Source organism: Catalinimonas locisalis, assembly GCF_038039535.1.
Classification (GTDB): Bacteria; Bacteroidota; Bacteroidia; order Cytophagales; family Cyclobacteriaceae; genus Catalinimonas.
Genome location: NZ_JBBPHP010000049.1, coordinates 1 through 25,889, shown reverse-complemented (window position 1 = coordinate 25,889; position 25,889 = coordinate 1). Strand labels below are relative to the sequence as shown.

General features: G+C 44.2%; 16 protein-coding genes. 15 read left to right on the top strand and 1 reads right to left on the bottom strand.

Annotated elements, in window-relative coordinates:
• The first annotated feature begins 103 nt into the window (after nucleotides 1–103).
• The 15 genes from WJR50_RS29955 to WJR50_RS29885 all read left to right on the top strand — a co-directional run bounded on the left by WJR50_RS29955 (nucleotide 104) and on the right by WJR50_RS29885 (nucleotide 25,100).
• A complete protein-coding gene (locus WJR50_RS29955) occupies nucleotides 104–2,929 on the top strand; it encodes a glycoside hydrolase family 2 protein (protein ID WP_341297016.1) in 2,826 nt (941 codons plus the stop codon).
• A 46-nt stretch (nucleotides 2,930–2,975) separates the two neighbouring features.
• Nucleotides 2,976–5,192, top strand: coding sequence for a GH92 family glycosyl hydrolase (locus tag WJR50_RS29950; RefSeq protein WP_341297015.1), 2,217 nt, complete (start codon nucleotides 2,976–2,978; stop codon nucleotides 5,190–5,192).
• 16 nt (nucleotides 5,193–5,208) lie between these two features.
• A complete protein-coding gene (locus WJR50_RS29945; RefSeq protein WP_341297014.1) occupies nucleotides 5,209–6,489 on the top strand; it encodes a glycoside hydrolase family 183 protein in 1,281 nt (426 codons plus the stop codon).
• Nucleotides 6,490–6,627: 138 nt separating this feature from the next.
• Nucleotides 6,628–7,683, top strand: coding sequence for an aldose epimerase family protein (locus tag WJR50_RS29940; protein ID WP_341297013.1), 1,056 nt, complete (start codon nucleotides 6,628–6,630; stop codon nucleotides 7,681–7,683).
• Nucleotides 7,684–7,810: 127 nt separating this feature from the next.
• The gene (locus tag WJR50_RS29935; protein ID WP_341297012.1) at nucleotides 7,811–9,208 is read left to right on the top strand and encodes a hypothetical protein; all 1,398 of its coding nucleotides are present in this window, start codon (nucleotides 7,811–7,813) and stop codon (nucleotides 9,206–9,208) included.
• Nucleotides 9,209–9,213: 5 nt separating this feature from the next.
• A complete protein-coding gene (locus WJR50_RS29930) occupies nucleotides 9,214–10,341 on the top strand; it encodes a zinc-dependent alcohol dehydrogenase family protein (protein WP_341297011.1) in 1,128 nt (375 codons plus the stop codon).
• Between the two features lie 79 nt (nucleotides 10,342–10,420).
• On the top strand, nucleotides 10,421–11,986 hold the full coding sequence (locus WJR50_RS29925) for an FG-GAP repeat domain-containing protein (protein ID WP_341297010.1): 1,566 nt from the start codon (nucleotides 10,421–10,423) through the stop codon (nucleotides 11,984–11,986).
• A gap of 86 nt (nucleotides 11,987–12,072) precedes the next feature.
• Nucleotides 12,073–13,401 (top strand): hypothetical protein, encoded by a 1,329-nt coding sequence (locus tag WJR50_RS29920; protein WP_341297009.1) that lies wholly within the window; start codon nucleotides 12,073–12,075, stop codon nucleotides 13,399–13,401.
• A gap of 63 nt (nucleotides 13,402–13,464) precedes the next feature.
• Complete coding sequence (locus WJR50_RS29915) at nucleotides 13,465–14,682, top strand: hypothetical protein (RefSeq protein ID WP_341297008.1); 1,218 nt, start codon at nucleotides 13,465–13,467, stop codon at nucleotides 14,680–14,682.
• Nucleotides 14,683–15,870: 1,188 nt separating this feature from the next.
• Complete coding sequence (locus tag WJR50_RS29910) at nucleotides 15,871–16,503, top strand: RNA polymerase sigma-70 factor (protein ID WP_341297007.1); 633 nt, start codon at nucleotides 15,871–15,873, stop codon at nucleotides 16,501–16,503.
• Between the two features lie 85 nt (nucleotides 16,504–16,588).
• On the top strand, nucleotides 16,589–17,572 hold the full coding sequence (locus WJR50_RS29905; protein ID WP_341297006.1) for a FecR family protein: 984 nt from the start codon (nucleotides 16,589–16,591) through the stop codon (nucleotides 17,570–17,572).
• A 122-nt stretch (nucleotides 17,573–17,694) separates the two neighbouring features.
• Nucleotides 17,695–21,234, top strand: coding sequence for a SusC/RagA family TonB-linked outer membrane protein (locus tag WJR50_RS29900; protein WP_341297005.1), 3,540 nt, complete (start codon nucleotides 17,695–17,697; stop codon nucleotides 21,232–21,234).
• A gap of 13 nt (nucleotides 21,235–21,247) precedes the next feature.
• The gene (locus WJR50_RS29895; RefSeq protein ID WP_341297004.1) at nucleotides 21,248–22,675 is read left to right on the top strand and encodes a SusD/RagB family nutrient-binding outer membrane lipoprotein; all 1,428 of its coding nucleotides are present in this window, start codon (nucleotides 21,248–21,250) and stop codon (nucleotides 22,673–22,675) included.
• A 4-nt stretch (nucleotides 22,676–22,679) separates the two neighbouring features.
• The gene (locus WJR50_RS29890) at nucleotides 22,680–24,227 is read left to right on the top strand and encodes a BNR-4 repeat-containing protein (protein WP_341297003.1); all 1,548 of its coding nucleotides are present in this window, start codon (nucleotides 22,680–22,682) and stop codon (nucleotides 24,225–24,227) included.
• The gene (locus WJR50_RS29885) at nucleotides 24,228–25,100 is read left to right on the top strand and encodes a LamG domain-containing protein (RefSeq protein WP_341297002.1); all 873 of its coding nucleotides are present in this window, start codon (nucleotides 24,228–24,230) and stop codon (nucleotides 25,098–25,100) included.
• A 265-nt stretch (nucleotides 25,101–25,365) separates the two neighbouring features.
• Here the strand turns inward: WJR50_RS29885 and WJR50_RS29880 are convergent.
• Nucleotides 25,366–25,889, bottom strand: a 524-nt coding sequence (locus tag WJR50_RS29880) for an integrase core domain-containing protein (RefSeq protein WP_341297001.1), incomplete at its 5' end; no start/stop codon positions are given.

Below are 25,889 nucleotides of genomic sequence, written 5' to 3'. Positions count from 1 at the left end.
CAATGATCAATAAGCTGCTTTATTCATTGCTTTATGCATGGAAAGTAGCTTATTGATATTATTTAAGCCAGCGCAAAGCGGTACTGTTATTAAACATGATTTCATGAGGTGTATCCTATCTATTGTGAATAAAAAACTACTTTTTTTTATATCAGCTTTTCTGTTTCCGTTATTCATTTTCGCGCAAAGTAATCATCAATACCAGAGAGTTTACCTTTCAGGTCGGGATGCAGAGCGAACGGTAGACTGGGAGTTCAAAGTAACCGATGGTCAAAATAGCGGAAAGTGGAATACTATTCCCGTTCCTTCCAATTGGGAGTTACAGGGATTTGGTAATTATAACTATGGTCGCGACTACCTGAAGGATGATGTGGCTGTGGGAAAGGAACATGGTCTGTATCGGCATCAGTTTGATGTACCCGAGGAATGGGAGGGAAAGGTAATCCATATTGTTTTTGATGGTGCTATGACTGATACCAAAGTATCCATCAACGGAAAGTCTGCCGGAGCTATGCACCAAGGGTCTTTTTATCGTTTCAAATATGATATTAGCTCACTTCTCAATTATGGAGAGGAGAATTTACTGGAAGTGGATGTAGCCAAACATTCAGCCAATGCGTCGGTGAATAAAGCCGAAAGGCAGGCTGATTTCTGGATATTCGGAGGTATCTTTCGTCCGGTCTTCCTGGAAGTGCTTCCCGCTCAGCATATCACACGCGCAGCAATTGATGCCGATTATCAGGGGGAATTCAGGTCATTAATACAGCTCAATGAGCCAGTTGATCAAAGCTCGGTCAGCATAACCATTCGTTCTTCCGATGGAAATCCGGTAGGAGAACCACTGGAAGCTACTTTCTCCGAAGGAGATACCAGCCTGACCATATCCGGAAGTTTTAATGATATTAATTCGTGGAATCCGGAGTCACCCTCACTCTACACTGCTCAGGTTGAACTGCTACAGAATGGAGAAACCATTTATGAAAAGGAAGAGCGATTTGGCTTTAGAACTGTAGAGCTCAGAGAAAAAGACGGTATATACATCAACGACACCAAAGTTGTATTTAAGGGTGTAAACCGACATTCATTCTGGCCAGAAACCGGAAGGGCGCTCAGCGAGAAAAACCATCTGATGGATATTTCTTTGATGAAAGAGATGAATATGAATGCTGTGCGTATGTCTCACTACCCTCCCGACGAACGCTTTCTGGAATTATGTGATTCCCTTGGACTGTTTGTTCTGGATGAACTCACAGGTTGGCAGGATGCTTACGATACGATTGTTGGCCCAAAACTCATCAGGGAACTGGTACTGAGAGATGAAAACCATCCCAGCGTAGTGATTTGGGATCATGGGAATGAAGGCGGTTGGGATTTTGCCAACGAGAAATGGTTTCATGAGTATGATATACAGAAACGGCCGGTCATCTATCCGTGGTTGTTACGTAACGGAGTAGACACCCGACATTATCCGGACTATCAGTATGGTATTAACCGGCTGGCCTACGGTGATGATATCTTTATGCCTACCGAATTTCTGCACGGACTATACGACGGAGGACACGGAGCCGGGCTGGAAGATTTCTGGAAAAATTACATGCAAAACCCTTCAGCAGCCGGTGGGTTTCTGTGGGTCTTTTCGGATGAGGCCGTGGTAAGAACCGATCAGGGTGGAAGAATGGATGGTGACGGAGACAATGCCCCCGATGGGATTTTAGGACCATACAGAGAGAAAGAAGGAAGCTATCACACCATCAAAGCACTATGGTCGCCGGTACAGATTAAACCTCTGGTAGTTCATTCTGATTTTAATGGTCGAGTACTGGTGGAAAATGACTATCTGTATACCAACCTGAATCAGTGTTCTTTTTCGTGGAAGACAAGTTCAGTAAATGGATTCTCAGAAACGCAGGAGCTGGACTCGGGCCAGATTAATGCACCGGATATTGAACCTGGTCTAAGCGGAGTTTTACAGATGGATGTGCCCGATAACTTTGCGGAAGCTGATCTATTTTCCTTAACCGCTACAGATCCTTTCGGAAAGGAAATCTATACCTGGACCTGGCCAATTAAACAACCTAGAGAAATAGCCGATAAACTACTTCCTTCAGAGAATGCATCGGTAAGTGCAGAAGTTGATTTCACTGAAAATGACAATTATATCCTTGCCGAAGTAGGTGATCTTAGTGTTCAGTTTGACAGGAGCAGTGGATTTCTTCAAAAAGTAACTAAGGCGGGGGAAAGTATATCTCTGAGTGGTGGTCCTATGCTAGTAGGTGTCAGGCAGGAAGGTAGTACGGTTGCGTGGGAGAAGAATGCTGAGGGAAATTTTATCCTGGAAGTTAACAATGAAAGCTATCCTCAAAAGATACAGTGGAAACTAAGCCGGTCTGGACTGTTACGTCTGGAAATGAGCCCCCTCCAAGTAAAGCTGGATAGTCTGAGCAATGTAGGCATCTCGTTTAATTACCCCGAAGAGAAAGTGGAGAGTGTTCGTTGGATGGGGCAGGGGCCTTACCGGGTGTGGAAAAACCGGACGAAAGGAGCCGAAATGGGTGTATGGCAAAAAGATTATAACAACACCATTACCGGGCAGAGCTTTGATTCGCTGATCTATCCGGAGTTTAAGGGCTATCACGGAGCTTTTTACTGGGCTGAATTGCAGACATCTGAACAGCCATTCAGAATACTGACAGAAACTCCCGGCTTATATTTCAGACTACTTACACCAGCCGAACCTAAGTATAAACGAGGTGGAGTAGTGCCGCCCTTTCCGGAGGGTGACCTGTCTTTTCTCTATGAAATACCGGCCATAGGCACCAAGTTCAAAACACCCGAAAAGCTGGGGCCCTCTTCTCAGCTTGGACAGGTAAATTTTCACGAAGGAGATCGGAATCCTCCATTAATATTATGGTTTGATTTTAATGAATAAATAATAGTTGCGTAAAATGCATTGGTGGCATATGAATAATAAATGTATGAAGAAGAAATGGTTTAATATTTTATCGCTTATTCTGTTGACGTTCTTATCGCTCAATGCCCATAGCCAAAAACCAGCGAAATCATCTCAGAAAAAGATGGATTTCACGCAATATGTAAATCCTTTTGTGGGTACCAGTGGTACCGGGCATATTTTTCCGGGAGCTACCTGTCCGATGGCCTTGGTGCAACTGGGTCCCAATACGGGGAACTTTACCTGGGACTACCACTCCGGGTACCAGTACGCTGACAGTACCTTACGAGGATTTGCGCATACGCACACCAGCGGTGGAGGTAATCCGCTCCTGGGAGAAGTATTAATCCTTCCCTTCAAAAATGAAGAAGCGCTGACCAATGAGTTTGTTCCTTTTTCCAAAGCTTCTGAGAAAGCTTCGCCGGGTTACTATACCGCCACACTGCAAGAAGATGACATTAAAGTTGAACTAAGCACTACGGACCGGGTTGGGTTTCACCGATATACCTTTCTGGAAGAGGGTGACTACCATGTGTTGATCAATATTGATGAGATACTGTATAACAACAGTAGACAACGGGAGCCAGTGGTGGAAGCAGCATTTACGCATATAGACAGCAGTAGTGTACGTGGTTATCTAAGGAATAATTATGAAATGCTTGACCGTAAAGTATTCTTTGCGATTGAGCTATCTAAACCCTACCGGGAAAAAGCTTTTGTGGATAAAAAGAAAAGAGAGCTGGTGCTGGATTACCACGGAATGGAAAAAGGTGAGAAAGTTGAGCTGAAAGTGGGTATTTCCTCCGTCAGTGTGGATGGGGCTTTACAAAATCTAGCCGCCGAAGCGGAAGGCAAAACGTTTGATACAGTAAAAAAAGAAGCGGAGCAGCAGTGGAATTCCATCCTTTCCAGTATAATAATTGACGGTTCGGAAGCACAGAAAAAGCTTTTCTATACCAATTTATATCATCAGTTTATTCACCCCAACAACATCGCCGACGTAGATGGGCAATACCGGGGAGCTGATGATGAAATTCATACGATGGAGTCGGGTGAATTTTATTCTACATTTGCGTTCTGGGATATTTACCGGGCATCCTACCCGCTCTACACCATTTTGATACCTGAAAAAATAGAGTCATTTACTAAATCTATTCTTCGTCATTACGATGAAAAGGATTACTTGCCTACCTGGGTACTGTGGGGAAGAGACAGGCATCAGATGATCGGTAACCACGCGGTACCAGTGGTGGTAGATGCTTATATGAAGGGCTTATATACGGATGGTGAGCGAGCTTTTGAAGCTATCAAAAGTACCCTTACCCAATATCACTGGCCCAAATATAAATGGGCATTGTACGATGGGTATGGATATCTGCCTTCCGATAGAGTCATGTCCGAATCGGTATCCAGGACGCTGGAAGCTAATTTTGACGATTGGGCCGCGGCCCAGCTTGCTCAAAAATTAGGTAAGCAGGAGGAGTATGACTTCTTTATGCATCGCTCAAATTTTTACAAAAACCTCTTTGATCCGGGATACAAACTGATGCGGGCCAGAACCACCGATGGTAATTGGAGAGAACCCTTCCATCCGCTCAATCTGGAACATGCCGGAACTTCTAATGGTGATTATACTGAGGCCAATGCCTGGCAGTATACCTGGCATGTGCAACACGATGTTCAGGGACTCATCCAACTCATGGGAGGAAAAGAGGAATTTGAAGATCGGCTGGACAGTCTGCTCGTTATGGAACCCACTATCATTGGAACAGGAAATACGAAGGACGTCAGTGGACTCATCGGACAGTACGCCCACGGTAACGAACCCAGCCAACATATACCCTATCTGTACAACTATGTGGGAAAGCCCCATAAAACGCAGGCGCTGGTAGATCAAATTCTGAACACCATGTACGATACTACCCCTAATGGATACAGCGGCAACAATGATTTCGGACAAATGAGTGGTTGGTTTATTCTAAGCTCGCTGGGGTTTTATCCGGTAAATCCGGTTTCCGGAATGTTTGATATTGGCCGACCATCTTACGAAGAAGCAAGCATCCAGGTGGGTGAGAATACTTTCACGATCAAAGCCGAAAATTATGGGAAAGATAATATTTACGTTCAGTCAGTAAAGTTAAACGGACAGCCACTTACCGACTACAAAATTTCTTATGAAGAAATCATGCAAGGTGGGGAACTGATTTTTGAAATGTCAGCTACCCCTAACGATAATTTGTAGCACAGCCACTTAGTTTATGAAAGCACTACTAAATTTTATTTGCAAGTATGTTTTTGTCTTCAATAACCGTGAGTATTGGCGGTGTTTAGGATATGCACTCGGTATATTGCTTATGACAGGCTTCATGCTGCCTACCTTGGCTCAGGAAATACCGGTGGGTGTGTCCTTTGATACTACCACCCTAGTACGAAAGGGAAACTTCGGTGACAACTGGTGCCAGACCTGGGCGGCCGATGGTAATGTCTACACCATGCTGGATGACGGCAATGGCTGGTGGGGTACCGAAGAGAAACTGAAGGGTAACCCCGATATGGAAGGGGCGATGTTTCTTCAAATCTCCGGCGATCAGAATTTTGAAAAAGAGGATGTCAGGAAAATGCCCGGTTATCCGCTCAACCAGGGAATATCGCCCTTCTACGCTTACGGGACAGTTTCGGTTGACAGCACCATCTACGTCTGGCTCTGGAAGAGTGAATCGGATACCTGGTACCGTCGGCCCGTCGCCAACCGTTTGCTATATACCAAGGATTTGGGAAAATACTTTTACCGCTGGAATGGTCAACTGGAAACCCAGGCCCGGTATTGGGACACAGACTCAAGTGCATTCTTTTTCTATAAAGAGGACCCTCGCCATCACATTGACCGGGATGCTTACGCTTTTAACTGGATTGCTTTCTGCCAGAACGGTCAGAACAACCAGGCGGCCAAAGACGACTATGTGTACATGTATTCCCCTGAGCAACATGAACCCCGAAACTTAAGTATGATTCGGGTTCATAAAGATCATATTCTTGATAAATCGAAATACGAATACTTTAAAAGCTGGAATGATAAAGAGGCAGAATGGACCGGCGACATGAAGCAAAGAGGAGTAAATTTAAAATACCCGGCGGCTAAAGAAGGTCAGGAGTGGATGTGGGCATCCTGGTTTCCGAGCGTGGTTTACAACAAAGGACTGGACCTATACCTGATGGTAAGCTATGGCGTTAGCGATCCGGGGAAAAAATTCTGGGATGGATGGTGTTCCGACTGTAAGTATCCCGCCAGCATCGGTTTCTGGTACGCTGAAAATCCCTGGGGTCCCTGGAATCAATTCTATTACTCCGACTACTTTTATCCGGATAGTGAAGACAACCGAACGTATGGTTACAAGCTCAGTCCCAAGTGGATTAGCGAGGATGGTAAAAAGATGGTTTTGATCTGGTCGGATGCAGGCAACAACCATAGCACTTATTACAAGTGGAACCAGATGGAAATAGACATTCTCACCGAGCAGGTGAATACCAGTACCAAGTAATTTTACAAAACCACTAAGACCAAATATCAAAAATCTAAAAGAATTTTCATGAAATATAGTTGTTGTATCTGCCTTCTCTGTTTGTTCCTACTGGCTCAGGGGTGTCATTCTAGCTCGGAACAAAAAAAAGAATCAGCATTGAAAGCGGAAGACTTCCAGCAGACAGTCAAAGGTAAGGAAACGAACCTCTTTTCCCTGAAGAATGGGAATACAGAAATGAGTGTAACCAACTTTGGCGCTCGGATAGTAAGTCTGCGAATTCCTGACCGGCAGGGTGATTATGCGGATGTGGTGCTGGGCTTTGAAAGTATAGATCATTACCTGAATGCCAATGAACCTTTTCACGGAGCAACTATCGGCCGGGTAGCCAATAGAATTGCTGATGGAAAGTTTACGCTGGACGGTACAGAGTATACCTTGCCCATCAATAACGAAACTAACCAGTTGCACGGTGGTGAAGGTGGTTTCCACAATGTAGTTTGGGAGGTAAAAGCAGCTAACGATACCTCCATTGTGATGAGTTATCTATCGGAAGATGGAGAGATGGGCTACCCGGGTAATCTGAACGTAGAAGTGACCTACCACCTGAGTCCGGCAAATGAACTTTTGATTTCGTACGAAGCCGTTACGGATCAGAAAACCCCGGTGATGCTGACCAACCATGCCTTTTTCAACCTGGGCGGAGAAGGTAGCGGTACCATCAACGATCACATGCTGGAAATCAATGCCGATCGTTTTATTGTAGTAGATTCAACGCTGATCCCGACCGGAGAAATTGCTCAGGTTGAAGGAACAGTGCTTGACTTCAGAAAACCCAAAAAAGTTGGTCAAGACCTACCAAAGCAGGCTGAAAATCAACATCTGAAAAATGGCGGAGGGTATGATCATAACTGGGTACTGAATAAGGACTACCCTGGTGAAATGAGTTTTGCCGGCTCTATACTTGAACCGGAAAGTGGTAGAAAAATGACGGTATATACTGAAGAACCGGTATTGCTTTTTTACGGAGGCAATTTTCTGGACGGAAGCGATACAGGAAAATTGGGAAAGCCTTATCAGTATAGAGAGGCATTTTGTCTGGAAACCCAGCATTATCCCGATTCACCAAATCATGACCATTTTCCCTCCATTATTTTGGCCCCAGGTGAGGTATATCAAACCAGTTCCATTTATGCATTCAGTGTGGAAAAATAGTGGTCATAAAACTTAAAAAAATGAAAGTCAGCAGGAAGGGAAGTAAGGGTGCCAAGTCGTTTAAAAAGATTAATTTATGTAAGTTATCCTTGATGACGATCTCCAGGAAAATAAACCACCTCTTTGAATGAGAAAATGGCAAACGCGTACACTCAATCATGAATCTCCCTATATTCCATTGGGACATTTCAAACTAAGGTTACCTTTTGTGCATTATCGGTTTGAGTTGCCCGACTATTTGCAGGGCCTGCTCATGTGCGCAGTGGATATGGCGGCCATTCCCCTGATGATGGAGTTGCTCGGTATGCCCTTTGAGGTTGCTATTGCTGTCGTGATTTTAAATGGGCTGTTATACTTGTTACATCACTTGTTGGGTGACCCGGTGGTACCGGGTTGGATCACACCAGCAATTCCATTGTTGATCATTTACGTAGAATCTTATCCCGAAGGCGTTGAACGGGTACATGCCCTGATTGCCTTTCAGATGATGCTGGGTGTCTTGTCTATTTTTCTGGGTGTTACCAAACTGGCTGCCAAAGTAGTCATGGCCATACCAGCGGCAATTAAGTCCGGTATCATTCTGGGAGCAGGTATTGCGGCAGTGACTTCGGTCATGGAAGTAGGTGGGCGTTTTGATCAGTTTCCGGTTTCTATAACAAGCTGCGTAGGAATAGCTTTTTATTTGATTTTTTCCGATCACTTCCGGCAGCTGATGAGAAAGGGAAGTGTATGGAAAGTTATTGGCAAACTGGGCATTTTTCCGATCATCATGCTGGCCGTTATCGTTGGACCATTACTGAACGAAACGCCCTGGCCGGATCTGGAATGGGGCATTACCAATCCTGATTTTTCTACCTTATTTAGCAATTACACAGTTTTCGGACTTGGATTCCCCTCTTTTTCATTCTTCCTGGCGGCTATGCCTACCGTTTTGGCAGCATACATCGTACTTTTTGGTGATGTACTGCAAAGCCAGGCGATACTTGAAGAAGCAGATCAACTACGGACCGATGAGCGTATTGATTATGACCCGAATCGTGCTCATCAGATATTTGGTGGCAGAAATCTATTTATGAGCATTTTCGGTCCTGATGTGGTGATGTGTGGTCCCCTGTGGGCAGCCATGCACGTAGTAATTGTGGAGCGATTCAAGCAGGGGAAGGAGGCGATGAACTCTATCTTCGGAGGGGCTGGTTCCTTTCGTTGGGGTACCAATACAGGCTTGCTATTGCTACCTGTAGTTAGTCTGGTCAAACCCATTCTTGGCATTGCCCTGGCGCTGACCTTGCTGATTCAGGGATATGTGAGTGTGCGTATCGGTATTTTAGAAGCCGGAAATCAGAAGGATTTGGGCATTGCGGGAATCATCGCCGGAATCCTGGTTATCAAAGGCGCTGCCTGGGCCTTCGTAGGAGGTACTTTGCTAACATTTTTGATATACGGAAAAGATATACTGAAGCACTCCGCCAGAGAAAGAACCGATGAAGCCGTAGCTCAAAATAAATTTAGTCACTTTAAGAAATAAGTAGCATGAAAACGAAAGCAGCAGTTCTTCACCAAATGGAAATAGATAGGCCCTATCATACTACTCAGCCTTTATCAATAGAAGAGGTGGAACTGGAACCACCGGCTTTTAATGAAGTACTCATCAAAGTTCGGGCAGCAGGACTGTGTCATTCCGATCTTTCGGTGATTGACGGAAACCGTCCACGCCCTTTACCTATGGTGTTAGGGCATGAGGCCAGTGGAGAAGTGGTAGAATTGGGAGCAGGAGTAGATCGTTTAAGGGTTGGGGATCATGTTGTATTTTCTTTCTTGCCTTCCTGCGGGCATTGTCTGAACTGTGCCACCGGCAAAGCTGCGCTTTGTGATCCGGGGGCCAAGGCAAATGGAGAAGGGGTGTTGCTGGGAGGTCACAAACGCATCAAAAAAGATAAAGAATATTATTATCATCATTTGGGAGTATCGGGTTTTGCTGAATATGTGGTGGCCTCGGTAAATTCATTGGTCAAAATTGAAAAAGATATACCCTTTGATATTGCTGCCTTGTTTGGTTGTGCGGTGATGACCGGGGTCGGAGCGGTGGTGAATACAGCACAGGTGAAGATGGGCGATTCGGTGTTAGTGGTTGGACTGGGAGGAGTGGGGCTTTCCGCAATTATGGGGGCACAGGCAGCCGGAGCTCGTCAGATCATTGGAGCAGATATCAATTCTGCTAAAAGGCAGAAAGCTTTGGAACTGGGTGCTCATCACGTAATTGACTCATCTCTTCCTGATGCACTGGAAAAACTCAGAGAGTTAACCCAGGGTGGAGTGGACATATCCGTGGAATTTGCCGGGGTAATTCCCGCGCTGGATTTTGCTTTTCAGGCCACCCGGAGAGGCGGTACGACAGTTACGGCTGCTTTGCCCCATCCTGATGCCAGATTAAGCATATCGCCAACTTTAATGGTCGGTATGGAGAAAAGCCTGAAAGGCTCCTATTTAGGAAGCTGTGTAGCGCAACGCGACATTCCCAACTATTTGGATTTATACCGGACCAATCGCTTACAGATTGATAAATTAATCACCCACCGGATCGGCTTAGAAGATATCAATGAAGGCTTTGAACGTTTGGCAGAGGGGGATGCAATACGGCAGGTAGTACTTTTTGATTGATAGAGAGCATCGTAGGAGCAGTACAATTTATTTAGATAGACAAATGATTGGATTTAGAAGTTGGTCATCGATTAGATACATGCTTGTTTGGGGAATAAGCACTGTACTTTTTCTGTCTTGTACTAACCATACTGACTCTTCTCAAGCTACCAGAATTGATAGCACAGCTTATTTTTCAGAGGGTAAAGCATTGAGCCAGGCATATTGCCAGTCCTGTCATGCCTACGCTCCTCCTGAATTGCTTCCCAGGCATATCTGGAAAAACGAAGTGCTGCCCAGAATGGGTGCATTCAGTGGTATTTATGAGCACGAAAGCCGCGAGACTTTGCTGGAAAAAGGAGAAGGCAGACGCCTGGTATTGGAAGCCAATGTATATCCTGAAGAACCTCTTATTGATACGGCAGATTGGGAAAAAATTAAGGATTATATTATTCATGAGGCACCGGAAAAGCTTATTAACCCAGCTGTTGACCTGGAAGTAAAAGATATTTTTACTGCCAGATCCCCCCAGGCTCGTATCTCACCGCCTATGGCTACGATGATTCAATACGAAGCCAGTTCAGGTTTGATTTATCACGGAGATGTTAAACAGGATTACAGCACGATCAATATTTTTACCTCAGACCTCAAGCCAGTACAGTCGCTGGGTGTTCGTTCTCCCCCTGCGCGTATCAGAGAAAAAGAGGGAGACTTATGGGTCCTTCTCATGGGATCCTTTCCTTCCTCCGATGCTCCAAGCGGGAGTGTGGTGAGGTTTTCCAAAGAAAATGACAGTGATTCGGATCAGTATACTTCGCTCACCACAGTCATTGAAGGTTTGCAACGACCGGTGGATATTGCATTTGCTGATTTTGAGAATGACCAGGATGAAGATATCGTAGTTGCCCAGTTTGGCAATTGGGCCGGACGTTTGGAGTGGTTTGAAAATACCGGCGATGATCAGTATGAGCGTCATTTACTGATGCAAAAAGCGGGGCCCTCCCGAGTGCTTACCGAAGATGTAAATGATGATGGGCTGACAGACATACTGGCCATGTTCACCCAGGGGGATGAAAGCATCTATGCGCTGCTTAATCAAGGTGAGGGTAAGTTTAGTCCAAAGAAGCTTTTGCAATTTCCACCCACCTATGGAAGTGTGACCTTTGAATACCTGGACATTGATCAGGATGGCAAAAAAGAAATTATCCATGTGGCCGGTGACAATGCTGACTATGAAGCTATTCTAAAGCCCTACCACGGTATCCGTATTTTCAAGAGATTGGATAGTCTGGCATTTGAGGAGGCTTACTTCTATCCGGTACATGGGGCTTATGAAGGCTTGCCCGCTGATTATGATGGTGATGGCGACCTGGATATTGCCGTGATCTCTTTTTTTCCGGGCTACCCGGATTCAGCCGGAGAAGCGCTGATGATGTTGGAAAACAAATCCGTTGGGGATACGCTGGTTTTTGAAGGCTTTACACTGGCTGGCTATGACCAGGGAAGATGGAATGTGATGGATAAGGGTGACATCAATCAGGATGGTTCCCCTGATCTTGTGCTTGGCTCATTTGTGATTCAGGACCCCTACGGACGTCAACCAAGTACGGCCTCGCAATGGGTAAAAGATAGCCCGATGCTGATGGTTCTTGAGAATCAGTGGTAGGAGTAATTACATGAGATGGGCAGTGACAAAAGTTTTAACAGGCTTTGTGAGAAGCTGAAATTGATAACCATAAAATTTAAAAGATTATGATACATCGCAGACAATTTATTCAGCAAGCAGGTATTAGCGGCCTAGGGCTTTCGCTAATTCCCGGACTATCTTTAGGTGCTCAGTTGTCAGTGGTTGATGTGATTGACCTGAGTGATGAGTTGCCCGTCAAGCAGATTACTGAAGGCTCACAACAGCATTGGTTTGGCTACTATGATAAGCGGCAGATTGATACTAGCGGACGTTACGCTCTGGGCAACCAGGTAGAGCTATTCTTCCGATCCCCTAAGCCCTCCGATACTTTACAGATTGGATTGATTGATCTGGAAGATAACAACCGCTGGACTACCATCGGGCAGAGTAGTGCCTGGGGCTGGCAGCAAGGCTGTATGCTTCAATGGCTGCCTGGTAGTTCGGAGGAAGTGATCTGGAATGCCCGTTTAGAGGATAGTTTCGTGAGCACCATTCAGAATATCAAAACTGGTCAAAGGCGTATTTTACCCAAGCCAGTCTATACCTTAAGTCCGGATGGACGTACAGGTTTTGGGATAGACTTTGCCCGCCTGCAGTTTTTTCGGCCAGGATACGGCTATGCTACCACTGATACTTCGGTACCCGAGCGGGCACCGGAAGATACCGGAATCTACCGTATGGATTTGAAAAGCGGCGAGCACCAGCTGATTGTATCCTATGCCGATCTGGCGAAACTGGAACGTCCGTTGGGTTCGGTGGCAGATAACTACCACTGGATAAACCATCTGCTGGTAAACCCCTCGGGTAACAGAATGATTTTTCTGAATCGGTCGCGTCCCTACCCAACTCCTAAAGAATATCGCCAGGCCACAGGCAAAGCATTGGATGGGCCCGATGAGTTATATATCACCCGGGCTATCACTGTTAATACTGATGGCAGTGATTTATACGCATTGAACGATTCAGGACATTTTTCGCACTTTATCTGGAAGGGAGATGATGCACTTTGTGCCTGGGCTAAGCCGGAAGATAATGATCAGGCTGCTTTCTATGTTTTTCAGGATAAGAGTAAGCAGTACCAGATTGTTGGCGAAGAGTACATGACCCGTAACGGCCATAACACTTATGTTCCCAATACGAACCATGAGTGGATTCTGAATGATACCTATCCGGGTGAGCAGCGGAAGCAGGATCTCTACCTCTATCATGTGCCCAGCCAAAAGAAAGTGATATTGGGGCGCTTTCATGAGCCAGAGAAGTTTAGCGGCGAATGGCGCTGCGACCTTCACCCACGCTGCAACCAACAGGGCACCAAAGTTTACTTTGACTCAACGCATCAGGGAGGCAAACGCCAGATGTATGAAATAGATATCAGTAATATTATTAGCGCGTAGTGCTGTACATTCGGCTTGAGTGCCATCGGAATAAAAGGGGTGTACTACAAAACTTTATATAAAATGAGAAAAATTTTTTCTAATAAGTTATCCTTGATCTTATTATTTACACTAGTCACAACCTCTCTTATTGGGCAGCATTCCGTCAAGGTCAAAAAGGCTGAAGACCGAGTTTTGGCCTCGCTGGACGCTGAGTTTAATGAGTCCTTTGCGTGGTGGGCGCAGGTCTACGATTCCGAAAGCGGTGGCTGCTTCTATTCCCTGAGTGCGAAAAAGGCCGCACCGACCGACACTTGTTTCGCACCGGACATAGAGTCCACCTCAAAGCTGGTAGCGATCTTGCAGCAGGCCGATTTGCTGGAAGCAACTACACCTGATTTTAAGGCGAACGTGATCGGCTTTCTCCAAGGTAGGCAAGATTCAGAAAGCGGTTTGTTTCGTGACCCTCAGCATCGTGATCAATACACGCATCTTACGCTTTCGCGTGTGACGTCTATGGCGCTGAGTACGATTAGCGATTTGGGTGGTGAGCTGCTCTATCCACCGCCGATGGATAATATGAAACACAATGAAGAGGCGGCACAGGCTTTTGCTCATCTTGAGTCTCCCGAGGCATTGAATGCCTGGATGCGGGCCTTGCCATGGGGAGACAATACGTGGGAAGTAGGGGCGCGTTTGCGGCACCAATGGCCATTCTTTCGGGAGCTTCCCGCAGAACGGCGTAAGGTCCTGTCCAAGACTGTTGAACAGTTGGTCAGCGAAATGCAGCAGCCGGACGGATTTTTTGGTTACGAAGGAAAAGAGAACTGGGGGTATCGTTTGTCTGGTACCCTAAAGGTTTTTTCATTCCTTCACCTTGCAGGAATCAAGCTGCCGCAAGCGGAGAAGGTGAAAGAAACTACCCTGCGTATTCTCTTCAACGAGGACTATGACAACTCGATCATCGTCTATAATACAGCCAACCTGCTGAATATCATCCATCAGCACGGGGAGGAGTTTGATGACGAGCTTCGACTGCGAATTGTGGAACGCTGCACGGCCTTATTACACGAGATGCGAGCGCCGGATGGTGCATTCTTTACGCACACTTATCGCCCCACGCCGGTGGAGATGGGGAAGCGCTTGGGTCAAGATGTGGTGGAATCGAATTCCAACGCCACGGGGCTTGCACACATGACGCGTAATATTCTGATAGAGTTTTTGACCGGGGAGTCTCCTCCCTTCCCACACCCCGCAGGCTCTGCGCTGGTCAAAGACTTGGATATGGCCAGTCGCCCTTAGTTCAGGCCCTGTTCCTCGGTGAGTATAACTTCTTTCACTGATTACTCATGTCTTCAATGTAAGAGTTTCAATTTATGTTAAAGGGGGCATGCAATCTGTGGATCATCTCGAGCTGATTGAATACTCGTAAGCCTAAAGTTCTAAGATATTGTCTTGATAAACTGTATAAATTCCTCTTTTAACTTTTATTCCTTTTAGTCTTCAAAAGAGTAGGGTTCTTCAGTTGATGCCCCAGAGCATACTCTATTTGAGAGTCAAAAAATTGAGAATAAAAAAAGGTGGTTTTTATTAAGTTTTCATAGGCGATGGAATGAAATAAGCTTATTCCAAAGAACACAGCCTCATGATCAGATGATCAAATTGCTTAAATTTGCTCTGTTTTGATATATACCAAAACGTATTAAAGGAGTACAATTTACAGGATGAAAAAACCAAAAAAGGTCACCGAATGATTTGTATTGGTTTGGTTCTATTTGGTATCCTGAGAAAGAAAAAAAACTCTAAACCATATGATTTAAAGGGGTTTGCTTTAAAATGTCCTTTAGTTTCAGGAGCCTCGCAGAGGGTTAGGCTCCTAAACAGTAATTATAAACAATTGAAAGTCAATTATTTGAGAATTAAAAAATGTCTTGGTCACCGAATAGGTTACCTAATTGCTTATGATAAGTTAGTGTACTTTGAGTCATTATCTTTCTACTTTACTTCAGCTAAAACTATTTTTAATTTCATTGAAGAGCTAGAAGTAACAAGCTCTCGAACCCATTAACACTAATTTTCTATTAATATTGGCTTTATTAAAGTACCGTTTTGTGCACCTACTAATAACATTATGTTCATGGGAAAACCAACTAATATGACTGCTCTAAACCTCTTTACATATAAGCGATTATAAAATTAAAGATGAGATAAATAACCGGAATACTTCATTAATAATCACCTAATTAATTTTTAGATAACAGGTATTTAACTTCAAGCACCCTTTTGAAGTTGCTTAGTGATTATACAATTATAAATAAAGTTTAAAAATTTGTTAGAAAAATAATAATTATTTTCTATTTAAGAATTCATAATTTTTGCTAATAATAAATCTAATTTTTGCTTTTTTGTGACTTAATCAAGAAAATAATTTTGAATTGTTGAATATTGATTTGAAATTATGAGTGACAAACTGACTAATCTTAAAGAGCAGTGGCGGACCATGCCGAAATAAAAGTATTGCTTAGCAAAGTTGCTAAAGGGAATGATAAGAAAGCCTTCCGGACTTTTTATGATAACTATTATCAAAAAATATTTCATTGGGCTATCTACTTCGTTAAATCTGAACAGATAGCAGAAGAAGTGGTATCTGAAGTGTTTGTCAGAATCTGGAAAAACAGAAAGCAAATGTCCAAGGTAATTCAGCTTGATAATTACCTTTTCATAGCAACCAAACGGCAATCGCTTAACTTGATTAATCAAAGAAATAAACGTTTTATTCTCAACAATGACATAGAGTTGCCTCAAATAGCAGGTAAGCAGGATGCTCAACCGGAATATCAATATATGCAGCAGGAATTTGAGACTATCATTGAAAAGACAATTGATGGATTGCCTCCTCGCTGCAGACTTATATTTCAGATGGTGCGCCTGGATGGCATGAAATATCAACAGGTGGCTGAATTACTTCAGATATCCAATAAAACGGTTGAGAATCAGTTGCTTAAAGCAACCCTCATTTTGAGAAAAAGTATCCAAAACTATCAGCAACACGCTGATATGCAATTTTACCTTTCAAATCTCGTAAAGCTGCTGCCACTTACTTTTTTACTCTCCTTTATTTGAGATCTCTAACAGCATTGTAAAAAAAAATTTGTAGGCATAGGGGTTTTGTTGTTTTCGCTTGTCTTTAGACTGAAATACAACAACCATGGACTATCAAAGACTCATCATCAGGCATCTGTCAGGACACACTGATCCCGAAGAAGAGCAGCAATTAAAAGAATGGATCAGAGCGTCTGATGCCAACCAACATGAGTATCTGGAACTAAAGCAAGCCTGGGACTTAGGAGGAGTTGAACGTCTGCCTAAGCCAGATCAGGTGTATGCCCGTATAGATGCACGGATAAGCGAACCTCCAATTTTCTCTTTGTCTAAGAGAGCATATCTAGCAGCAGCCATGATATCTCTTCTCCTTTTGTCAGGTTACCTGCTATGGATATATACACCATTCTTTAATGAAAGTAAGCAGTGGCAACTGGTACAAACCCAGATAGGTGGACAGCAACAGCTTAGGTTGCCTGATGGAACCGTCATCTACCTCAACACTGAAAGTAGTCTGAAATTTCCCCAATCATTTAATGGTGATGAACGCAGAGTAATCCTGAATGGAGAAGCCTTTTTTGATGTAGCACGTGATACCTTGAAACCTTTTATTATAGAACTACCCGAAGGTAAGATCAGGGTGCTGGGTACTTCTTTTAATGTAAAAGCTTATGCAAAAGACAGCAAAATGGAGACAACAGTCAGCACTGGTAAAGTAGCCTTTCTGTATCCTGGTGAGCAGGAACAGGCTGCATTGATACAACCTAACGAAAAACTCTCCTATTCTAAAACAGACAAGAGTATTTCAAAAGAAACGACTGAAGTAGAACAAAGCCTAGCCTGGATGGAAAATAAAATTGTTTTTCAGGCAAGTACCCTTCAGGAAATTGCCGGAGTACTGGAACATTACTTTGATATTGAAGTGGAGTTTGAAAATGAACAACTGCAAGTCTGTAGCATGACCGGTACATTTAGCAAGGATTCCTATCGCGAGATTCTTAATACACTTGCCATGACTAACGCTTTTGGTTTTAGAGAGGATGGGAAAAGAGTCATTTTGTATGGAGAGGGCTGTCAAAAGACAGATTAAAAATAAAACCGGATATCAATGATCCGGTCTTAGACTTTTGCCGGAAGAGAAAGCAGGTCTTGGCGGACAATCACTTTCTCACCGGCACTTTAATCAATGTTTAATGTAAACGCTGTCAATTTATGAAAAATTTGGCAAAGTGGACAAAAGTATTGTTCACACACTTCCTTTATCCCAAAATATACAGTAGTATGTTGCTAAGTGTATGTATCATGTTGAGTATGCATGCAGCTATGGGACAAATGCTACAGGCCAGCATACAGCCTGATCAGGCAGAGAAAAAGATCAGTCTGCAGGTAGATAACAAAAGTATTGCTCAGGTACTGGAAGACCTACAAAGCCTGACTGGTTATGTATTTGTCTTCAGCAATGACCAGATTGATGTACAAGCGCAGGTGAGTTTTATTGCTTTAGAGGAACCTTTAAGTGCAGTACTGAAAAAGATATTTAATGGCAAAGATATACATTACCGAATCTATGCCGATCAGGTTATTCTATTCCGGGACAACTTACCCAAGCAAATCAGGCAAACCAAGCCAGGATTTAACCAGACAGGGAGTAATACCTTTCAAGGTAACATCAATTCCCTCAAAGGGAATACTGCCATTATTCCTGAAAAAGTGTTACAACAAGTTATCAGGGGAACTGTCACTGATGGGGAGAGCGGAGACCCTCTGCCTGGGGTCAACGTATTGGCCAAAGGTACTACTACAGGTACGGTAACTAGCATAGACGGTAACTATCGGTTAACGGTAGAAGACGATGTAACTACCCTGGTTTTTTCTTCAATCGGCTTTGTCTCTGAAGAGGTAGAAATCAACGGACGTGAAATTATTAACGTTGATATGATGCCTGACATCGCTTCACTGCAGGAAGTGGTTGTCACAGCTTTTGGTATTGAACGCGAGAAAAAAGCCCTTAGTTATGCGGTACAGGAAGTGGATGGAGAGGCTATTGCCAAAGTAGGTAATCCTAACATGATCAGTAGCTTGCAGGGTAAAGTTGCCGGAGTCATAGTTCGCCCTTCTACCGGGGCTCCGGGAGCCAGGCCTCAGGTAACCATTCGTGGTAGTCGCTCTTTTGTGGGGGACAATGAGCCCTTGTATGTAGTGGATGGATTGCCCATAGACGGTGGCGATCGTGCAGTAGATATTAATCCCAGTGATATTGCTTCTATCAACGTTTTAAAAGGCCCTACTGCCGCTGCTCTCTATGGTCTGAGAGCTTCCAATGGAGTGATCGTGATCACTACCAAGCGTGGGAAAGGTGCAGGGGGCAAACCTCAAATTAGCTTTGACTCCAACTACAGCTTTGACAGAATTTCTGTGATGCCTGACATACAGCAAACCTACATGCAGGGAGAAAATGGAATGTTCAATGCCTTTTCATCATTTTCCTGGGGGCCACGCATAGATACTATGGGTAACTATATTAACCAGCTTGGAGAAGAAGAAGCCGCTGCTGCCTATAACACACCGGAAGAGTTCTTTAAGACTGGTGGTACTTATAATGGTAATTTTAACATCGCTAATAGCTTTGAAGGGGGTAACTATGCAGTTGGAGTAGGTTTCACAGATCAGCAGGGCATTGTACCCGGTACAGAAATGCAGCGCCTGAATTTCAAGCTTGCTGGTGACTACAAACTGGGAGAAAGGCTTACGGTAGGAACATCTCTAAACTACTCCAACCTACGGATAGATGAAGCGGTACAAGGTGGAGGGAACTCCAGCCTGTTCTATGCTGCTTTCTTTGCTCCTATATCCTATAACCTGGCCGCCAAACCTATTTCCGAACCTGGTAACCCATACAGTCAGATCAACTTCCGGGGCCAGCATGACAACATTTACTGGTCGCTGCAAAACAACTATACCGATAACAAAACCAATCGCTTTTTTGGAAACATCAATACCAACTATAAAATAGCTGAAGGATTAAGTCTCAACTACAGGCTTGGCCTGGATACCTATACGGAAAGTAATAAAACCGTTCTTGCCCTCGGCTCTGGCGACACCGGCGGCCGTACTGATCCTCCCAGCGGCGGAAGAATCTACGATCGTTTGAATACTAGCCAGCAGATCAACTCCAATTTGAATTTACAGTACTCAAAAACTTTTGCAGAAAGCTTTCAACTGGACATACTGCTGGGTAATGAAATTTATGATGTACGTTCAAGGGCAATCAATAACCAGGGGAATGACATCATTATCGGTGGGTTTGATCATGTGTCAAACACCAGTACCCAAACCACTGACGAATACATAGGCCGCAGAAGAGTAGTAGGCTTCTATGGAAATGTTGCAGCTTCCTGGAATAACACCTTCTTTTTGAATGCTACGGGAAGAAATGACATTGTTTCCAACATGCCAAGAGGCAATCGTTCATTCTTCTATCCTTCTTTGGGGCTGGGCCTGGCATTCACCGAACTTATCACACATAATGAAAACTACCTGACCTTTGGGAAAGTACGGGCCAGCATTGCGGAAGTAGGACAGGCAGGACCTATATACTCAACCCAAAATGTTTATGTGCAGGGTGGTGCAGGAGGTTTTCTGTTTCCTTTCAATGGTATCAATGCTTTTACTCTCAGTAATAACCTCAACAGCCAGGTTCTGGAACCGGAGAATACCCGTACAGTAGAACTAGGCCTTGACCTGAGGTTTTTCAATGCCCGCCTGGGAATTGACTACACCTATTTTGATACCAGATCCGATGGGCAAATTTATCGTGTTCCCATAGCCCGCTCTACTGGTTTTGCAACCGAATTGCGTAATGCCGGAGAAATGAGCATTAAAGGTCATGAACTGATCTTGACAGGACAACCAGTGTATGGAGATGCCTTCCAGTGGGAAGTTACCACTAATTTTACCAGCTACAATAATACAGTTGTAAGCCTGGCAGAAGGAATAGAGCGGCTGGAATTGGGAGGTTTCAGACCTAACATAGTAGCGGAAGAAGGCAGAGAATATCCATTCCTGTCAGCATTAGGCTATGCGCGTGACCCAGCTACTGGTCAGGTAGTAGTAGATGGCAGAGAATTGCTGCCCAATGGAAACCCAAACCCACGATACGGCATGCCCCTGCGCTCTACCGAAGAAGTACCGCTAGGAAGTGTACAGCCTGATTTTGAAATAGGTTTTGTCAACACCTTTACATACAAAGGGTTTAGCCTGATGGCACAGCTTGATTGGCGTAAAGGAGGTGTGATTTCTTCAGGTGTCAATCGTTTGGGAAAACTTTACGGTGTGCTGGCAGTCACTGAAAATCGTGAAGAAGATTACGTTTTTCCCGGTAAACAAGGGTTTTATGACGAAGCGGGCAACCTAGTGGTAGAAGGTGATAACAATATAGTAATTCAAAGAGGGTTTGAATTCTTTCGCAGAAATGAAGACCCCATCGTAGAGTCCAATGTGTATGATGCTTCTTTTGTCAAACTCAGGGAGGTAAGCCTTACTTATGATCTACCGCAAAGCCTCTTAGGTGGAACATTCATTTCTTCCGCCAGCGTATTTCTGACTGGGCGTAACTTTCTGCTCTGGGCCAACCTCCCCAATTTTGATCCGGAAACAGGTGTAGGTAATGGAGGAGGTAACTCTCAGGGTGAAGAGTACGGCTCTTACCCTCAGCTCAAAAGCTATGGAGCAGGTGTCCGACTCAAGTTCTAACCCTAAATTTTCAATGATGATGAAACGTAAACTATACAAAATTAACCTGAGCTTACTACTGCTCATCTTTATGCAGTTCAGCTGTTCTGAAGACATTATGGATGAGATAGATACCAATCCTAATTCACCTACCGATGTGCCTGTTTCCCTTCTTTTACCGCAGGCTACAATTAATACGGTAAGTGCGATTGCTGGTGGAGATGCTGCCCGTGCCATTGCAGTGTTTGTAGAGCATGCTACCAACGTTAGGCTGAACCCCATTGAGCCTATGAATGTGAGTAACAATCATTGGAACAGTACCTACGACGGACTTTCTGACCTCAGCATTATTATACAGAAAGGGTCAGAGGGAGGCGATGAGGAAGGAAACTACACTTATGTTGGTATTGCCAAAGTGCTGTACGCCTACACGTTGGGCAGTGCAACAGACCTTTATGGGGACATGCCTCATTCGGAAGCATTACAGGGAAGCCTTAACCGTACACCTGCTTTTGATAGCCAGGAAGCTATCTATACTGATCTGCAAAATTTATTGGATGAGGCGATTGCTGATTTAAACAAAGAAGCTATCGCCAATCCTGGTAATCTGGACCTGATTTATCAAGGAGATACCGACAAGTGGATTAAAGCGGCTTATGCGCTCAAAGCCAGGTTCTACAATAGGTTAAGTAATGTGAACCCTCAGCAATCTGCTCAGAATGCACTACAGGCAATTGCTAATTCATTTACCGGTCCGGAGGAAAGCTTTATTTTCAATCAGTACCAAACGGGTACAGCCAATGCAAATCCCTATGCTAACTTTCAAAAAGGACAAAATATCTATGCTGCCAGTACTACTTTTGTAGACATACTGGATGAGTTCACCGAAGAAGGTTTTACAGATCCACGAGCGGATTACTGGTTGCTCAAGATCAACGATGAGATTGTAGGGGCGCCAGTAGGCAACAATCAGTCTGATGTAGCCCACGTACTGTATTCATCTCCTTCTCTGGAGACTATTTTGTCAGATGATGCACCCCTGCCTTTGGTAACTTATGATGAACTTAAATTCATTGAGGCCGAAGCCAATCTCCGGCAGGGTAACACAGAAGAAGCCTATAATTCCTACGAGGAAGCTGTAGAAGAGGCTCTGTTACGCACAGGTATTGCTGAAGCTGAAGCAACTGCCTACATGGAGCAGGGAAGTGTACTTCCAGGAATTGATGACCTGACATTGGAGCACATTATCAAGCAGAAATATATTTCCTTCTGGCTACTGCAAGCAATGGAGGCATACAACGACTGGAGGCGTACAGGCATTCCGGAAATGCGCCACCCCGAAGGCACTGCTCTGCGCCTACCTTATCCACTGGACGAAGTGAGCAGAAATCCGAATACTCCCAGTAACATCAATGATATAACCATTTTCACGATTCCAGTATGGTGGGATCAAAATAACTAAGTTTATGCAACGACAAATTTTTTCCATTTTCATTGTATGTTCTCTGCTAACCCTGGCCTGCTCTTCTTCCAGCGAGCAGGGCACAGAGGCAGATGTGAAACAGGTACATCCGGATAATCAATTTGCTGAAGGAGAACTCATTAACCAGAAGGTAGATGGTTATCATGGCATCTGGTACTACAACCAGAAAATAGACAATGAGTATGTTTACAAATACAGTGGAGGGTTGGGTACCTATCCGGCTAAGCATAAACCTTTTGCGGTGTACCGTCCAGAGGTCAATAAAACTTTTTTTTGTTACGGAGGCACTGACAGCACCAATTCTACTCTGCTCCATATGGTCTCCTATTTTGATCATGAGACTGGCATGGTACCCAAGCCAACCTTGCTGCTGGACAAGCACACTACCGATGCCCACGATAATCCTGTAATTTCCATAGATGATGAAGGCTACATCTGGATCTTTTCTACCTCACATGGTACTTCCCGACCATCCTATATCAGCCGTAGCAAGGAACCATACAATATTGACTCATTTGAGCTGATACAGGTTACAAAGGAAGAAGAGGAGGAGGTAATACCTATGACCAACTTCTCCTACATGCAGGCCTGGTATCTTCCCGAGCAGGGGTTTATCAACTTTTTTACGAAGTATAATTTTCCTGCGGACAGGACACTTTGCTTTATGACCAGCGAAGACGGCAAAAGCTGGTCAGAGTGGCAGCGGATCGCAGCCATTAAAAAAGGCCATTACCAGATCAGCGCTACCAATGGAAAAGTGGCAGGTAGTGCTTTTAATTTTCACCCGGATACGGAAGAAAAAAACGGTCTGAATTACAGAACAAATCTTTATTATGTAGAAACACCGGATTTTGGCAAAAGCTGGCAAACCGTTGACGGACAGACCTTGCAGTTACCACTCACAGAAATTGAAAACCCCGCCCTCATTCATGATTATTACAATGAAGATCTGAATGTTTATCTCAAAGATATCCGCTACGATGAAAAGGGGAATCCTGTCATCCTGTACCTGACCAGTAAAGGCTATGAGGCAGGTCCTGCCAATGATCCACGAACCTGGAAAATAGCCCACTGGAACGACAATGAGTGGCTTATCCACGACATCACCACTTCAGACAATAACTATGACATGGGTTCTCTTTATTTAGAGGAAGATGGAACCTGGCGTATCATTGCTCCTACCGAAACTGGCCCTCAGCCTTATAATCCTGGAGGGGAAATTGCCATGTGGACCAGTACTGATCAGGGAAAAAGCTGGAAGATGGTCAAACAATTAACCTCTAGCAGCGAAAGAAACCATACCTATGCCCGCCGTCCGGTAAATGCGCATCCTGACTTTTACGCTATTTGGGCCGACGGACACGGTAGACAGCCTTCTAAATCTGTGCTGTATTTCTCTGACCAAGAGGGTAATGTTTTCATCCTTCCTGAGCAAATGGATCAGGATATGATGAAGCCTATTCCCTATACCACTGGTGTAGCTGAAGGTACAGTTCCTGAAGAGAAAAAACAGGCGCTTGGTCTTAAATAAATGAAGTTCGTTTTTCAGATATTGATGCATGAGGTTTGGCTTTTTTTGTTCTTATGGACATCCTGTCATGCTCAACTGACTCAGGATTCTGCCAGCAGATGGATCTATGAACAGGAAGGGCTGGTTAGTTTCTGGGATTTCCAACCCAAAGAAGATAAGGCAGTTTTAGAAGCATATGGAGCCGAGCCTGTCACACTGATAGCAGGAAATAAAAAGGTGAAATTTGTAAAGGGAAGAGGTATTTTTGGCCCCTCTTTTCTTAAAGTAGAAGAAGGTGGCTGGCTGCATGTGCCTAGGGAACAACTGGGTAAGCTCGATATTTTTGGACCTGATGCGCAGGTGACGGTAGTTGCCTGGGTAAAACGACAAAGTGAAAAGCCCTGGCAGGCTATCGCCGGTGTTTGGGATGAAAGCCGCCACAAAAGACAGTACTATCTCTTTATGAATGCCCACAGCATGACCCAATCTCACACGATGAAACGTGTACCTTGCAAAAATAGAGTGCATGGACATATCTCTGCCCTGGGCGGTAAGTCACCAGGAGAGAAAGCCTGGATCAGCTATGCTTCAGGGGGAACAGAAGTGGCGAATGATCAATGGCATATGATTGCCATGAGCTATGACGGGCAGTTTATCCGAGTATACCTAGATGGTACATTGGACAGCGCGCCTTACAGCAATCCGTTCCCTTATCCAGAAGGTATTTTTGATGGCGGTAAAGATGGAGCTGATTTTACGGTAGGCAGCAATTCTGTTCGTGGCGAAATGACCAATCATTTTATCGGCCATATTGGGGGGGTAGCAATATTCAATAGAGCATTGTCTAGTGCAGAAATAGGAGAAATTTACAACCTGACCTCACTTTTTCATTAGCTTAAAAAAATAACTGTTTTCTCTTTGAAATTTTGATTTGAATCTAGTCAGGTTAAATGAATAGAGCTAAAATAGGTCTACAAAAAGGAGGGATTTAAAGGTAATTGAATAATTGTACATTATTGAGAACTTGTCTTTTCTGGTTTAACATTATTTCAAAAACCTGCTTTTGTTGCCCATTTTTCCCTCACCCACACCCTTTTTCCAGGTGGAGGGTGATGGATTGAGGGAAAAATGTTTACTCTGTTCTGTCTTAGTTTGTAAGTCAAGCCACCATGGCATCCATCAGAGCTTGATTAGCCTTTCTACTGTACTTCCTCCATTTTTTCTTACCTGGTTTTCTACCTTTATGCACTTGATTTGGCGTTAGATATCCCAAGCTACCATGCGGATATTTATGGTTATAGACATAGATTGTCCTGGCCACTGCTTGTAGCGCTAAATCAAAAGTTGGAAAGCCTCGCTCTAACTTGAACTCCTCTTTGAGTGTTCGGTGCATACGTTCAGCAAGAGCATTTTCTAGCGGATCAGGGAAATTGGTCATAGAAACTAAAATTTTGTTGTCATTGAGGAGCTTGATATAATCATTACAACAGTACTGGATGCCACGATCTGAGTGGTGGATCAGCTGGTAGGGTAGGGCTTCACCTTTTTGTTCCAAGGCCATTTTAAGTGCTTTGATGCTTCCAATAGCATGAAGGCTCTTATGCAGATGCCATCCTACAATTTTGCGAGAATATGCGTCTGTAACCAGGCTTAGGTAAGCGAATCCATTACCTACTGGTATGT